The organism is Burkholderia sp. KL41 (assembly GCF_057005415.2).
Map to the genome: position 1 here is coordinate 1,765,710 of NZ_CM174446.1, position 15,081 is coordinate 1,780,790.

At 65.6% G+C, this 15,081-nt stretch carries 11 protein-coding genes and 3 tRNA genes; 8 read left to right on the forward strand and 6 right to left on the reverse strand.

Features of this window, described 5'->3' with window-relative positions; genetic code table 11:
- Positions 1-2 precede the first annotated feature (2 nt).
- The 5 genes from PQB87_RS08225 to PQB87_RS08245 form a co-directional block, all read right to left on the reverse strand.
- Positions 3-1,556: a sugar ABC transporter ATP-binding protein gene (locus PQB87_RS08225; RefSeq protein WP_021161551.1), complete on the reverse strand. Its 1,554-nt coding sequence runs from the start codon at positions 1,554-1,556 to the stop codon at positions 3-5.
- Positions 1,543-2,790, reverse strand: a complete 1,248-nt coding sequence (locus PQB87_RS08230; protein WP_489242797.1) for an ROK family protein — start codon at positions 2,788-2,790, stop codon at positions 1,543-1,545. The genes PQB87_RS08225 and PQB87_RS08230 overlap by 14 nt, the downstream gene beginning before the upstream one ends.
- Before the next feature lie 373 nt (positions 2,791-3,163).
- Positions 3,164-3,250: transfer RNA gene (locus tag PQB87_RS08235), tRNA-Leu, on the reverse strand.
- A gap of 398 nt (positions 3,251-3,648) precedes the next feature.
- Positions 3,649-3,735: transfer RNA gene (locus PQB87_RS08240), tRNA-Leu, on the reverse strand.
- Positions 3,736-3,844: 109 nt separating this feature from the next.
- A complete protein-coding gene (locus tag PQB87_RS08245; protein ID WP_111940080.1) occupies positions 3,845-4,834 on the reverse strand; it encodes an aliphatic sulfonate ABC transporter substrate-binding protein in 990 nt (329 codons plus the stop codon).
- A 362-nt stretch (positions 4,835-5,196) separates the two neighbouring features.
- Between PQB87_RS08245 and PQB87_RS08250 the strand changes: the two genes are divergently transcribed.
- Positions 5,197-6,759 carry a DHA2 family efflux MFS transporter permease subunit gene (locus tag PQB87_RS08250; RefSeq protein WP_111940082.1) on the forward strand — a complete coding sequence of 521 codons (1,563 nt, stop codon included), beginning with the start codon at positions 5,197-5,199 and terminating at the stop codon, positions 6,757-6,759.
- A gap of 99 nt (positions 6,760-6,858) precedes the next feature.
- A complete protein-coding gene (locus tag PQB87_RS08255) occupies positions 6,859-7,296 on the forward strand; it encodes a MarR family winged helix-turn-helix transcriptional regulator (RefSeq protein WP_059682752.1) in 438 nt (145 codons plus the stop codon).
- A 226-nt stretch (positions 7,297-7,522) separates the two neighbouring features.
- On the opposite strand, the gene PQB87_RS08260 is transcribed toward PQB87_RS08255, so the two are convergent.
- Positions 7,523-7,609 (reverse strand) — tRNA-Leu (locus PQB87_RS08260).
- Positions 7,610-7,859: 250 nt separating this feature from the next.
- On the opposite strand from PQB87_RS08260, the gene rnr reads away from it, so the two are divergent.
- The 6 genes from rnr (at position 7,860) to PQB87_RS08290 (ending at position 15,074) form a co-directional block, all read left to right on the forward strand.
- A complete protein-coding gene (gene rnr / locus PQB87_RS08265) occupies positions 7,860-10,346 on the forward strand; it encodes a ribonuclease R (protein WP_059682751.1) in 2,487 nt (828 codons plus the stop codon).
- A 149-nt stretch (positions 10,347-10,495) separates the two neighbouring features.
- The gene (gene rlmB / locus PQB87_RS08270; RefSeq protein ID WP_021161555.1) at positions 10,496-11,239 is read left to right on the forward strand and encodes a 23S rRNA (guanosine(2251)-2'-O)-methyltransferase RlmB; all 744 of its coding nucleotides are present in this window, start codon (positions 10,496-10,498) and stop codon (positions 11,237-11,239) included.
- 97 nt (positions 11,240-11,336) lie between these two features.
- Positions 11,337-12,209: an N-acetylmuramoyl-L-alanine amidase gene (locus PQB87_RS08275; RefSeq protein WP_489242798.1), complete on the forward strand. Its 873-nt coding sequence runs from the start codon at positions 11,337-11,339 to the stop codon at positions 12,207-12,209.
- Positions 12,210-12,295: 86 nt separating this feature from the next.
- Positions 12,296-12,991, forward strand: a complete 696-nt coding sequence (gene rpiA, locus PQB87_RS08280; RefSeq protein WP_027787641.1) for a ribose-5-phosphate isomerase RpiA — start codon at positions 12,296-12,298, stop codon at positions 12,989-12,991.
- Between the two features lie 278 nt (positions 12,992-13,269).
- Positions 13,270-13,986 carry a FadR/GntR family transcriptional regulator gene (locus PQB87_RS08285; RefSeq protein ID WP_021161556.1) on the forward strand — a complete coding sequence of 239 codons (717 nt, stop codon included), beginning with the start codon at positions 13,270-13,272 and terminating at the stop codon, positions 13,984-13,986.
- 101 nt (positions 13,987-14,087) lie between these two features.
- Positions 14,088-15,074 carry a Gfo/Idh/MocA family protein gene (locus PQB87_RS08290; RefSeq protein WP_489242799.1) on the forward strand — a complete coding sequence of 329 codons (987 nt, stop codon included), beginning with the start codon at positions 14,088-14,090 and terminating at the stop codon, positions 15,072-15,074.
- The last annotated feature ends 7 nt before the right edge of the window (positions 15,075-15,081 follow it).

The following is a 15,081-nucleotide window of genomic DNA, read 5'->3' on the forward strand; positions in this document are numbered from 1 at the left end:
GCTCAGTGCGCGTCGGCGAGTTCGGCCTGCGAGCCGGTGGCGAGCGCGATGATGGCTTCCTGCGTGATGGGCGTATGCGTGTGGCCGCCGAGTTCGCCCGCGATCTCGCCTTCGCGCATCACGAGCACCCGGTCGGCGACGCCGATGATCTCCGGCAGTTCGCTCGAGATCACGATCACACCCACGCCGGCGCGGGCCAGTTCGTTGATGATCCGGTAGATCTCGGATTTCGCGCCGATGTCGACGCCGCGCGTCGGTTCGTCGAGGATCAGCACGCGCGGCTTCGTTTCGAGCAGGCGCGACAGCAGCACTTTCTGCTGGTTGCCGCCTGACAGCGCGCCGACGTTGACGTTCGCGTGGGGGACGCGGATCGACAGCGATGCAATCGCGTCGCGTGCACGTTCGGCGCCGCGCGCGAGGTCGAGCGCACCGAGCCGCGCATCGCGGTTGCATACCGAGATGTTGATGTTGTCGCGTACGCTCATGTCGAGGAACAGGCCCTGGCGCTTGCGGTCTTCGGTCAGATAGACGAGCCCGGCGTCGATCGCGTCGCGCGGCGAGTGCGCGCCAAATGTGCGTTCGCCCACCTTCACGTTGCCGCGCACGCGCGGTTCCGCGCCGAAGATCAGCCGCGCGAGCTCGGTGCGGCCGGCGCCGACGAGCCCCGCGATGCCGAGCACTTCGCCGGCGTGCAGGTCGAGGCTGCAGCCGCGCACGCGCGCGCCGTCGGCGATGTCGCGTACCGACAGCAGCAGGTGGCCGGGGTCGTACGGCGCGTGTTCCTTCTTGTAAAAGCCGGAGATGTCGCGGCCGACCATCATCGCGACGAGACGCTCGGCCGACAGCGATGCGCGCTCGAGCGTGCCGACATACGTGCCGTCGCGCAGCACCGACACACGGTCGGACAACTCGTAGATCTCCGCCATCCGGTGGCTGATGTAGATGATCGCGAGACCTTCCTCGCGCAACTGGCGGATCAGGCGGAACAGGTGTTCGGTCTCGCGCGACGACAGCGGCGTGGTCGGCTCGTCCATCACGAGGATGCGTGCGCGGGTGTGCACGGCGCGCGCGATCTCGACGAGCTGCTGTTCCGCGATCGACAGCGTGCCGACGAGCGTGTCGGGCCCGAACGATGCGCCCAGGCGCGCGAGCACGTCCTCGCAGCCGCGTGCCATCGCCGCGCGGTCGATCGTGCCCCAGCGCCGGTTGCCGCGCCGCAATTCGCGGCCGATGTAGATGTTTTCCGCGACGCTCAGGTTCGGGGACAGGCACAGCTCCTGGTAGATCACCGCGACGCCAGCATCGCGTGCGGCAAGCGGGCCGTCGATGTCGATGCGTTCGCCGTCGATCAGGATCTCGCCGCCGGCGTCGGCGCGGTATGCGCCCGACAGGATCTTCATCAGCGTCGATTTGCCCGCGCCGTTTTCGCCCATCAGCGAGTGGATCTCGCCGGGATAGACGGTCAGGCTCACGTTGTCGAGCGCGCGCACGGCCGGGAACGTCTTGCTGATCCCGCGCATCTCGAGCAGCGGGCGGGGCGACTCAGATCGCGACATGGTTGACCTCCTGCGAGTCGGTGCGGGCGCCCTTGAGGATGCCGGCCCGCGGGGAGAAGTTGAAATACATCGGCAGCGTGGCTGCGCCGATCGCGCCGGCGTCGGCACCGAACGTGCCGCGTACGAGCACCGGCGTGCCGCGTGCTTCGGGCGCGGTGGCCACGAGCGCGGCACGCAGGCGTGTTATGACCGCGTCGAGCAGGCCTGCGTCGGTATCGGCGTCGAGCACGACCACCGGCGCATCGACCACACACAGCACCGCGCGCAACGCAGGTGCGAGCGCGTCGACGCAATCGTCGATCCATTCGTCGACGGCGGGCAGGCCGCGAGCGATGCAGGTTTCGAGATCGGCCCGGTTGTCGACCGTCTCGCCGTGATGGCGCAGATGGCGCACGAGCGCATGCAGCGACGCGCGCGCGAGCAGGATGTCCCACGGGCCACGCGGCGGCGGCGCGGAAGCGAGCCGGCTCGGCGGCACGGGAATCACGGCGATGTCCCCCGCGTTGCCGGTCACGCCGCGCAGGCAGTCGCCGTCGATCGCGATGCCGCCGCCGATCGCCGGCCCGATGAACAGATAGACGAAGTCGTCGCACTGCCGGCCGTATCCGTAGAACAGCTCGGCGATCGCGGCCGCGTTGCCGTCGTTCTCGCCGAATACCGGAAGCGACAGCATGCGACCGAGGTCGCTGGCGAAATCGACGTCTTCCCATGCGCGGAACGTGTCGGGTGCGAGACCGAGTTCGCGCATCCACGCGCCGAGGTTGTAGGGCTGCGCGACACCGATGCCGGTCAGGCGGGCGCGCTCGTGGTCGGGGAGCAGGGCCTGCATCGCTTCGATGTCGTGGCGGACGATCTCGAGCACGTCGGCAGGCGGAGGCAGCAGCGTGTCATGCGAGCGGCGGCCGAGCACGTCGCCCGCGAAGTTGACGAGCGCCGTTTCGATGCGCATCCGATCGAGATGGACGCCGATGCCGAACGCGCCGCGCGGGTCGAGGCGAATCAGCGAAGCCGGCTGACCGCGCTGGCCTTCGGTGCGGCCCGCGAATTCGATCAGCTTTGCGTCGGCGAGCGACGTGATGATGCTGCCGACCGCCGTGCCCGTCATGTTCGCGAGGCGGGCGAGGTCGGCCTTTGACGCGCTGCCTGCGCGGCGCAGCGTCTTCAGCAGCAGGCGCTCGTTGTAACGGCGCACGTTGGCCGAATTGCTGCCCTGGCCGAAGTGCGGGCTTCTCATGGCGTCTCCTTCCATGGCGCGCCGTGCAGCGGCGCATTAAATAAATCACGTTGATTTATTTAACCGCGTGAACGCCGGCATGTCAGCCTAGGGAAATCCCGGTTTGGGGTGGGGCGGGGATGGTAGTTCGGGGCGTCCGGAATCGAGGATGGATCGCGGAAGCCCAGTCGTTCAGGCGAAAGGTGGCGTGGGTGGTGGCATGAACCCGGGGCGATGGGTTGTTGCCGGACTCGCAGCATGCCGTCGCGGCTTGCTTGCGCTGGCGGTGCAAATCGAAGCGGCTGGGTCTGCTCGCGAAGATGAGGGGGGGAGGTTTTTCCGGAGCCGGAAATGAAAAAAGGCCGGCTGGAAGCCGACCTTTTTAGAAAACAGATGGTGCCCAGGAGAGGACTCGAACCTCCACGATGTTGCCACCGCTAGGACCTGAACCTAGTGCGTCTACCAATTCCGCCACCTGGGCACGTTTTGCAGTAGCTGCTTGCTGCAAAGAAGCGAGATTATAGCGCGTCTTTGGCGGCTGTCAACAGGATTTGAGGTCGCGAACTAAAATAATTTGACGGATTTGTTTGGGCATCGAGCGAGGTGCGCAAACATCGCGGCGGGGCGACCGACGTGCATCGTCGAACACTTGTGATGGGCGGGTTTGCGCGGGCTGATCCCGTCCAGATGCCGGAAATGCAGGTGGGCCGACTGGAAGGAGCTTTTTTAGGAAGTAGACGGCTGGGTCGCACATATGTAACCCGAGTCACGCTTGCAAGCGCAGCCTTTCGACGCCCCGCTCGGAGCAAGCAAGCGCTTTGCTTCCTGGGCTTGAAATGAAAAAAGGCCGGCTAGAAGCCGACCTTTTTAGAAAACAGATGGTGCCCAGGAGAGGACTCGAACCTCCACGATGTTGCCACCGCTAGGACCTGAACCTAGTGCGTCTACCAATTCCGCCACCTGGGCACGTTTCGCTTGCTGCGATGCGAAGACCGCTATTCTAGCGTGTCTTCGCAGCCTGTCAACACAATTTCATTCGAAGCGATAAAAATATTGCCCCTCGCGCGACGGCTTCTCACGCGCCGACCGGAATCGCCCGTTTCGCGTCGAAGCTCCAGCGCTGCGCCTGACTCGTGTCGACTCGCGCCGGCAGCAGTCCGGCCGCGAGGAACGTGTCGGCGATCTTCTGCTGTTCGCCGAAGTTTTGCGCGACCACGGCGCGAACGAGATAACTGCGTCGCGCATTCGCGCGCGCGATCGTCGCCGCGTCGAGCCCCCAGATCGGCGCGAGCGTATTCGCTGCGTCCTGCGGGTGGTCGCGCAGCCACGTGCCGGCCTGCGACAGCTGGTCGAACAGGATCTGGACGACCTCGGGCCGCGCAGTGGCGAAGCTGGTCGACGCGAGGTAGTAGCGCTGGTATGACGCGAGTCCGTTGCCGTCGGCGAGAATCCGTACGTCGGGATTGCGGTCGACCGATGCGACATAGGGATCCCACGTGATCCATGCGTCCACGCTGCCACGCTCGAACGCCGCGCGGCCGTCCGCGGGCGTCAGGTAGTGGATCGTCGCATCGGCCGGCCCGAGCTTCGCGCGTGCGAGTGCGGCAAGCAACAGGTAATGGCTGCCGGCCGCCTTCGTGACCGCAATGCGCCTGCCCTTGAGATCGGCGAGCGTACGCAGTGTGCTGTCCTGCTTGACGATGATCGCCTGCGCTTTCGGCGAAGGCGCTTCCTGTGCGACGTACACGAAACGCGCATGGGCAGCTTGTGCGAAGACCGGGACCGTATCGGCCACGTCGGCGCTGAAATCGACGGCGCCGACGTTGAGTGCTTCCGTCAGCGGCAATCCGCTCGCGAATTCATGCCACGACACGCGCAAGCCGAGCGGCGCCAGCGCCTGCTCGAGCGCGCCGCGCGTCTTGAGCAGCGTGATGAGTGTCGACGACTTCTGGTAGCCGATGCGCAGCACATCGGGTGCGTTCTCGGCGCGCGCCCGGACGCCGGCGGCAGTGAGGCCTGCGGCCAGCATCGCGCGCGCGAATGCGCGGCGGTTCATCGGCGTCATGGATCGTGCTCCTTGTCTGGTTCGTTGCATTGAAGCGAGCCGGCTAACGTACCAACAGGGCGAGCGGACGATAACCGATAAATTCTGCTATCGATCCTGCTGGCGGGCATAAGGGATAAGGGCGGGGTGCCCGTGATCGCGGCGCGTCCATGCATGTACGGTCGATCGATGTCTCCGGGTTGCATTTGATTGCATAGTCAAATATATTCGTTGCAGAAATATCGAAGTCAGTGATTGGCGCAAGCGTGAACAACACCCGCGCGGCACGTCGATCGCTTTTTTTCAATCACTTATCTGACTTATCAGTTAATTTCGATCGGTGCCGAGGCTGTTCGCGTGGTGCCCGATCAGAAGGACATCCGATGAAGCCGTCCGAAAGTCCGGGTACGCCGGCGCCCCTGACCGGCGCCCGCTTTATGCTGGGAACGCTGGCAGTGGCGCTCGCCACGTTCATGAACGTTCTCGATTCGTCGATCGCCAACGTCGCGATTCCAACCATTTCCGGCAATCTGGGCGTGTCGATCGACGAGGGCACGTGGGTCATCACGCTGTTCTCGGCGGCCAACGCGGTGTCGATCCCGCTGACCGGCTGGCTGACGCAGCGGGTCGGGCAGGTCAGGCTGTTCGTCTGCGCGATCCTGCTGTTCGTGCTGTCGTCGGCTGCGTGCGGACTCGCGCCCAACCTGACCGTGCTCCTCGCCGCCCGGATCGTTCAGGGTGCCGTGGCCGGGCCGCTCGTGCCCTTGTCGCAGGCGTTGCTGCTGGCTTCGTTCCCGAAGGAGAGGAGTTCGAGCGCGCTGTCCCTGTGGGGGATGACGGCGACCGTCGGGCCGATTGCCGGCCCCGCGCTCGGCGGCTGGATTACGGACAACTACAGCTGGTCGTGGATCTTCTACATCAACGTGCCCGTGGGGTTGTTCGCGGCAGCCGTGATCTGGGCGCTCTATCGCAACCGGGAAACGCCGGCCCGCAAGCTGCCGATCGACAAGGTCGGGCTGGTCGCGCTGGTCGTGTGGGTCGCCGCGCTACAGGTCATGCTCGACAAGGGCAAGGATCTCGACTGGTTCAATTCGTCGACGATCTGGATCCTGACCATCGTGGCGGTGGTCGGCTTCGTGTTCTTCCTGATCTGGGAGTTGACCGAGGCGCGTCCGATCGTCGATCTCAGGCTGTTTGCACAACGAAATTTCCTCGGCGGAACGGTGGCGATCTCGATTGCGTTCGCGGTGTTTTTCGCCAACCTCGTGATCCTGCCGCAATGGATACAGGGTTCGCTCGGTTATCCGGTGGTCAATGCGGGCCTCGTCACCGCGCCGCTCGGTATCTTCGCGGTGATCCTCGCGCCGATGGTCGGCAAGGTGATGCCGAAATCGGACATGCGTGTGCTCGTCACGTTTGCGTTTCTCGGGTTTGCCGGCGTGTTTTTCATGCGCTCGCGCTATACGACGGGCGTCGATACATGGACGCTCGTGGTGCCCACGCTGCTGCAGGGCATTCCGACGGCGTTCTTCATGACGCCGCTCACGTCGATCATCCTGTCGGGGCTGCCGCCCGAGCGCATCCCGGCGGCCGCCGGCCTGTCCAATTTTGCGCGCGTCTTCATGGGGGCGGTCGGCACGTCGCTCGCGAGCACCGCCTGGAACGACCGCACGATCCTGCATCACGCGCAACTGGCCGAGCAGGGCAGTGTGAACAATCCGATCTTCACGAGCGCGGTTGCCGGCGTGCAGAGCGCGCTCGATGCCGGCGCGCCGAAGGCACTGACGTTCCTCGAGGCGACGTTGAATGCGCAGGCGACGATGCTGGGGCTGAACGACGTTTTCTGGCTGTCGTCGGTGATCTTCGTGCTGATCATCCCGTTGGTCTGGGTGACGAAGCCGGGCAAGGGGGCGGCAGCCGGAGCCGCGGCGGCCGGCGGGCACTGAGCCGGTGCGGGCGGCGTGTACGCGGGACGCCGCGTGTCTTGAAAAATCGTGATGTCGCAATTATTGTGTGGGTCAACAATATGCGACTCAGCGAGCACGATGGAACACTACACGCCGAAGAATTTCCTGCACACCGAAAGCGTGGGGTTTGTGCTCGTGAAAGCGCGCAACCTGATCACGTCCGAGATGGATGCGGCGTTGAAGGATCTCGATATCACGGCGCAGCAGATGGGCATCCTGCTGTCCCTGCGGACCGGCAGCGCGGCGACGCCTTTCGAATTGTCGAAGCTGCTCGGCGTCGACACCGGGCTGATGACGCGCGTGCTCGACAAGCTGGAGGACAAGGGGCTCGTCGAGCGTTCGCGCAGCGTGAGCGATCGGCGGGTGGTGAACCTCGCGCTGACCGAAGCGGGGCAGGCGGTTGCCGCGCAGATTCCGGAGATTGCGCCGAAGGTGCTCAATGCCCGCTTGCGGAAATTTTCGAAGGCCGAGTTCGACGAGCTGACCCGGCTGTTGCGCAAGTTCATCGGCGAGTAAACCGGGCGCCCGTTTCCTGGCGCTGAGAATGAAAAAAGGCCGGCAGAAGCCGACCTTTTCAAAAAAACAGATGGTGCCCAGGAGAGGACTCGGTCACACAAGCGCGACCCCGGCTGCGCTTGCAAGCGCAGCCTTTCGAGTCCTCGCGCAAAGCGCGCAGGCGCTTTGCTTCCTGGGCTTGAAATGAAAAAAGGCCGGCTAGAAGCCGACCTTTTTAGAAAACAGATGGTGCCCAGGAGAGGACTCGAACCTCCACGATGTTGCCACCGCTAGGACCTGAACCTAGTGCGTCTACCAATTCCGCCACCTGGGCACGTTTTGCAGTAGCTGCTTGCTGCAAAGAAGCGAAATTATAGCGCCCCAATTAATCGTGTCAACACTTTTTTGCGATGCACCGCAAACCGGGCTCCGCCGCGCCTGCCGGCGGCATTCCCCGTCATTTGGCGACACAGGCGGGTGATAGAATGACCCGCCGCCGTCAATATAGAACTGTCTGAAGGACACCTCTATGTTGATGCCGTGCACCATCAGTCAACGCAACGAGAACAATCATCGACAAACCCTTGAGCAAATATCCGTACCCCATTCCGAGCCGTGAAGAAATTCTCGGCGTGCTGCGTACGAGCGACGCGCCGCTGGCCGCCAACGACATCGCCGAAGCACTGTCGATCAAGCGTCAGGAGCGCGAGGGGTTCTTCCGGCGTGTCGCTGCGATGGAGCGCGACGGCCAGATCCGCCTCGACAAGCGCGGCCACTACCAGTTGACCCATCCGTCGAACTTCGTCGCCGGGCGCGTGCAAGGGCATCGCGACGGCTACGGGTTCGTGATCCGCGACGACGGCCAGGACGACCTGTTCCTGCCGAACGGCGAAATGCAGAAGGTGATGCACAACGATCGCGTGCTCGCGCGGATCGTCGGCTACGATCGCCGCGGCCGCCCGGAAGGGCACGTCGTCGAAGTCACCGAGCGCGCGAACAAGCGCGTGATCGGCCGCCTGCTCAACGAGAACGGCGCGCTGATCGTCGCACCGGAAGACAAGCGCATCGGCCACGACATCCTGATCACGCAGAACGTGAAGAAGGCGAAGGTCGGGCAGGTCGTCGTCGTCGAGCTGACCGATTTCCCGAGCCGCCATTCGCAGCCGCTCGGCCGTGTCGTCGAGGTGCTCGGCGACATCGACGATCCGGGCATGGAAATCGAAATCGCGGTGCGCAAGTACGGCGTGCCGCACGAATTCAGCCAGCCGGCGCTCGACGAAGCCGCCGCGCTGCCCGACAAGGTGCGGCCGACCGACCTGCGTTTCCGCGTCGACCTGCGCGACGTGCCGCTCGTGACGATCGACGGCGAGGATGCACGCGACTTCGACGATGCCGTCTACTGCGAGCCGGTGAAGGTCGGTCGCGGCGACGGCTACCGGCTGATCGTCGCGATCGCCGACGTGTCGCATTACGTTCAACCTGGAAGCGCGCTCGATGCCGACGCGCTCGAGCGCAGCACGTCGGTCTACTTCCCGCGCCGCGTGATTCCGATGCTGCCGGAGAAGCTGTCGAACGGCCTGTGCTCGTTGAATCCGCAGGTCGACCGTTGCGTGCTCGCGTGCGACATGGTGATCACCGGGCGCGGCGAGATCAAGGCGTACCAGTTCTACCCGGCCGTCATCCATTCGGCTGCGCGCCTCACGTACACCGAAGTCGCGGCCGTGCTGTCGAACACGAAGGGGCCGGAGGCCGCGCGCCGCGCGGATCTGCTGCCGCACCTGCAGGATCTGTACGGCGTCTACAAGTCGCTGTTCGCCGCACGGCAGAAGCGCGGCGCGATCGACTTCGACACGACCGAGACCTACATCGTCTGCAACTCGCAGGGCAAGATCGAGCAGATCGTGCCGCGCCAGCGTAACGACGCGCACAAGCTGATCGAGGAATGCATGCTGGCCGCCAACGTCTGCGCGGCCGATTTCCTGAAGCGCAACAAGCATCCGGGCCTGTACCGCGTGCACGCGGGGCCGACGCCGGAGAAGCTCGAGAACCTGCGTGCGTTCCTGCGCGGCATGGGCCTGTCGCTCGGCGGCGGCGACAAGCCGCATGCGAGCGACTACGCGGCGCTGATGGCGCAGATCCGCGACCGGCCCGATGCGCAGATGCTGCAGCCGATGCTGCTGCGCTCGATGCAGCAGGCCGTCTACAGCCCGGACAACATTGGCCACTTCGGCCTGGCCTACGAGGCGTACGCGCACTTCACGAGCCCGATCCGCCGTTACCCGGACCTGCTCACGCACCGCGCGATCTACGCGATCCTGTCCGGCAAGAAATACGTGCCGAAGGCGCCGGATGGCTTCGAGCTGAACACCGCGCTGTCGCCGCGCGCCCGTGCGATGCAGCAGGCCGACGACGAAACGCGCGGCCGCTCGCGCTCGAATACGGCGATCTGGGAAGAACTCGGCCTGCACTGTTCGGCGAACGAGCGCCGCGCGGACGAAGCGTCGCGCGACGTCGAGGCCTGGCTCAAGTGCTACTTCATGCGCGACAAGCTCGGCGAGGAGTACGGCGGGATGGTGAACGGCGTCACGTCGTTCGGCATCTTCGTGCAGCTCGACACGCTTTTCATCGAAGGGCTCGTGCACGTCACCGAACTCGGCTCGGACTACTTCCAGTACGACGAAATCAAGAACGAGCTGCGCGGCGAACGGACGGGCATCCGCTATCGTCTGTCGGATCGCGTGCGCGTACAGGTGAGCCGTGTCGATCTCGACGCGCGCAAGATCGACTTCCGTCTCGTGCGCGATACGCCGGTGAAGGCGCCGCGCCCGTCGCCCGCGCCGGCTTCGGCTGGCGGCGGTATCGACCGTAACGGCCCGCGTGTCCGTGCTCTGCCGCAGGCGGAAGAGCCCGCGCCGCGCCGCAAGAAGGCCGCGAGCGCGCCGAGCGTCGCGGTGAAGGACGCGCGCGCCGCGCGTGCCGCCGCGAAGAAGAAGGGCGGTAGTGCCGGCAACGGCGGTGGTGCGGCGGCGAAGCCGACCGCGAAGAAGACCCGCGCCCGCAAGAAGTATTGAGCGTTCGGGGCGGCGCCATGCGCACGCCCTGCAGTATCGAGAGACGCCGCGTCACCGGTCATCGGCCGGCAACGCGGCGCTTTCCTTTTCCATGGATCGCGGCTGCGCGCGTCGCGCGGCCGCACGTTTGATCGAAGGTTGTTCCAGTCATGTCACGTCTGAAGGTTCTTTACGGTTTTCATGCGGTGACCGCACGTTTGCGGCACGATGCATCGACGGTTGCGGAGGTGCTGTACGACCAGACGCGCCGCGACCGCCGCATGCAGGACTTCCTGCACGCCGCGAAGGAAGCGGGCGTGCGGCTGATCGCGGCCGACGAAACCCGCCTGTGGGGCCTCGCGCATACCGAGCGCCACCAGGGCGTCGTCGCGCGTGTCGAGGACATCCCGCTCGCGCAGAACCTGTCCGAGCTGCTCGACGGCATCCAGGGCCCCGCGCTGCTGCTGGTGCTCGACGGCGTCACCGATCCGCACAACCTCGGCGCATGCCTGCGTGTCGCCGATTCGGCCGGTGCGCACGCGGTGATCGCGCCGCGCGACCGCGCGGTCGGCCTGAATGCGACCGCCGCCAAGGTGGCGAGCGGCGCGGCCGATACGGTGCCGTACATCACGGTGACGAACCTCGCCCGTGCGCTGCGCGAGCTGAAGGACGCCGGCGTGTGGGTCATCGGCACGTCGGACGAAGCCTCGGCAACGCTCTATGAAACGAAGCTCGACGGCCCCGTCGCGCTCGTGATGGGCGCGGAAGGCGAAGGCATGCGCCGGCTCACCCGCGACACCTGCGACGAAGTGATGAGCATTCCGATGGCCGGCAGCGTCGAAAGCCTGAACGTGTCGGTCGCAAGCGGCGTGTGCCTGTACGAAGCCGTGCGCCAGCGGCGCGTGAAGGGCTGACGCAGCCCGTCCCGCGCGGCTTGCGCGGGCCTCGAATGACCCGAACGACGCGTGCCGCGATCCGGTGCGGCACGCGGCCCTCCGGAGCACGCGACCGATGACCCTGTTCCGCATAGGCGCGTCCTGCGCCGTGCTGTGCCTGCTGGCTGCCTGCACGTCGCCGACGCTCGTCGAACGCGGCACCTACTATGCCGACACGAGCCTGCACGCGCGCGGTGCCGATTCGCGGATCCGCTTTCTCGTGATGCATTACACCGAAAGCGACGAGGCGAAATCGCTGCGCACGCTGACGGGCGATTCGGTCAGCGTGCATTACGTGATCCCGCCGCAGCCGCGCATCGAGCGCGGGCTGCCCGTCGTCTACCAGCTCGTTCCGGAATCGGAGCGCGCATGGCACGCGGGCGTCAGCGAGTGGCAGGGCACGACCGAGCTGAACGCGGTGTCGATCGGCATCGAGAACGTGAACCGCGGCCCGCTCGACCCGCAGAACCGTACCTGGCAGCCGTATCCGCCCGAGCAGGTCGCCGCACTGACCCGGCTGTCGGAGGACATCGTCGCGCGCTACGCGATTCCGCCGACGCGTGTGGTCGGGCACAGCGACATCGCGCCACAACGCAAGATCGATCCGGGGCCGCTGTTCCCGTGGCATGCGTTGGCGCAGGCCGGTGTCGGTGCGTGGCCGGACGCCGCGACCGTGGCGGCGCGGCTCGCCGGTCGTGATCCGCATGCGCCGGTCGACGTGCGCGAACTGCAGCTCAAGCTTGCGCGCTACGGCTACGACGTGGCCACCGACGGCATGCTCGACGCACGTACGCGACGCGTGTTCGCGGCGTTTCAGATGCATTTCAGGCCGGCCGACTACGCAGGTGATCCGGACGCCGAAACCGATGCGATCGCGCAGGCGTTGCTCGACAAGTACTTCGCCGGCACGCAACCCGCGGACCATGCGCCCGCGGCGGGTGAGCCCTGAACCTGCACCGCACGCGGAAAAACGCGGGCCGTCATCCGACTCCGGTAAACTGGCGGTTTTCCGCAATTCCGCAGCTTTACCACTCCATGACTCAAGACGAACTCAAACGCCTCGTCGGCCAGGCCGCCGCCGACTACGTGATCCAGAACGTGCCGGAAGGCGCCGTGATCGGCGTCGGCACCGGCTCGACCGCCAACTGCTTCATCGACGCGCTCGCCGTCGTCAAGGCACGCTATCGCGGCGCCGTGTCGAGCTCCGTCGCCACGACCGAACGCCTGAAATCGCACGGCATCAAGGTGTTCGACCTGAACGAGGTCGACTCGCTGCAGGTGTACGTCGATGGCGCCGACGAGATCGACGCGGGCGGCGCGATGATCAAGGGCGGCGGCGGTGCGCTCACGCGCGAGAAGATCGTCGCATCGGTGGCCGACACGTTCGTCTGCATCGCCGACGCCAGCAAGCGCGTGCCGGTGCTCGGCGCGTTCCCGCTGCCGATCGAGGTCGTGCCGATGGCACGCACGGCGATCGGCCGGCGCGTGACCGCACTCGGCGGCGTGCCCGTGCTGCGCGTGACGAAGGACGGTGCGCCGTACATCACCGACAACGGTAACGAGATCATCGACGTGAAGGGGCTGCAGATCGCCGACCCGCGCGGCTTCGAAGCGCAGGTGAACGCATGGCCGGGCGTCGTGACGGTCGGCCTGTTCGCCGAGCGCGGCGCGAATCTGTGCTTGCTCGGCACGGAAAACGGCGTTGAAACGATCGTTTATTCGGCCAATTGAAAGATATAGAAAGCAGTCCGTAACGGTGTGCATGTACCGTAATGAACTGAATGTTTAAATCTTGTGGAATTCGGGGCCCGGTAGGCGCAATGCGCTTCCCGGGCCTTATTTTTAGCCGTATAAATCACCCCGTCAAAAAGAGGGATAACCCTGTCAGGTGTTTACCAGATAGCGAAATGTCCTCGAACTCATCAACTTATAGATCATAAGAACAGTCGTAACCAGGGCCGGCGGAACTGCGGAGCAGGTGTTCGCAAATCGACGCACGGGGAGGTGTCATGGAGCAGGGCAAAGACCGGTCACTGGTCGCCAAAGTGATGGATGGGCTTGTCTCGGGTATCGTCGAAGACAAGTACGGCGGCATCTTGCCGCCGCAGGACGTGCTGTCGAAAGAGTTCGATGTGAGTCGCACCGTGATGCGGGAAGCGTTGTCGATGTTGCTTGCGCGCGACATGCTCGACGTGCGTCCGAAAGTCGGCACGCGCGTGCGGCCGATGCGCGACTGGCGCATGATCGATGAAGACGTGGTGAGCTGGCGCTTCCGGGCGAAACCCGATCCGCAGTTCATGCGCGACGTCATCGAGTTCCGGATGCTGATCGAACCGCGCGCGACTGCGCAGGCGGCGGTGCGCGCAACGGCGGCGGACATCGCGGGCATCCGTGAAGCGTTCGATGCGTTCAAGGTGCTGCAGCCGGGCGACCCCGGCTACGACACGGCGGACGAGTTGCTGCACACGCGGATCGTCCAGGCGAGCGGTAACCAGTTCTTCCAGCAGATGGCGGCGATCGTACGCGGCGCGGTGCGCCTCGTGAATCCGCGTGTCGTGCAGAAGGAGGGCGCGCACGACGTCGTGGTGAAGGCGCACGCGCGTGTGGTCGACGCAATCGAGCGGCGCGATCCGCGCGAAGCCGAAGCCGCTTCGCTCGCGCTGATCGATTTCAGCGCCGACGAGATCTCGCGCGATTTCTCCGTCGACGTGCCCATGCGCGCCTGACGCGGCGCGTTTCGCTCATCCGTGTGCCGCCGGGCCGTTTATCATGACGTCCGGCCGGCAGCGTGCCGGCCACCGTCATACGACCGACACGGAAGATCTGGATGAACGACAACGACCATCGCCCGGTGCGCTTCGGCATCATCGGCGCAGGCAGCATTGCGCGCCGCTTCGCGCAAAGCCTCGCACATGTGCCGGGCGCCACGCTCGCCGGTGCCTGGGCCCGCCGCGCAGACGCCGCGGCAGCCTTTTGCGGCGCGTACGGCGGTTCGCCTGCCGCAAGCCTCGAAGCACTCCTCGCGAGCGATATCGACGCGGTCTACATCGCGACGCTCCATGACAGTCACGCGCAGTACACGCTGGCCGCGCTTGCCGCCGGCAAGGCCGTGCTGTGCGAAAAACCCGCGACGCTGAACGCGGCGCAGCTCGCCACCGTGCTGCAAGCGGCACGCGACGCCGGGCGACTTTTCATGGAGGCGATGAAGCCGCCGTTCTTCCCGCTGTACCGTCAGTTGCGCGCGCACCTGCAGGGCGATCCGATCGGCGAGATCCGGCTCGTACGGGCAGGGTGCGCGTCGTCGTCGGTCCCTGGCGACCATTCCGTCTATCGCCTCGATCGCGCGGGCGGTGCGCTGCTCGATATCGGGATCTACGAGACCTTTCTCGCGGTCGACTGGCTCGGTGCGGCGCTCGACGTACAGACGCTCGGCCGCGTCGGCGCGACGGGTGTCGACCTGTTCGCGAGCTTGAACAGCGTGCATGCGCACGGCGGGATCGCACAACTTTTTTGCGGGCTCGACGTGATGGGGCGTGGCGACGCGCTGATTGCCGCAGCCGGCGGCCACGTGACGATTCACGAGAAGTGGTGGAACCCGGTGCGCGCGACGATCAGCTATGCGGACGGGCGCACCGTCGAACTCGACGCACCGGCTGAAGGCGGCGGATTGAACTACGAGACCGCGCACTTCTGCGACCTGCTGCGCGCGGGCAAGACTGAAAGCCCGATCATGACGCACGATCATTCGCGGCAGATGATCGCGATGACCGATGCCGCGCGAGCGGCGCTCGGCGTGCGCTATTCGGGCGAGTAAGCGGGAA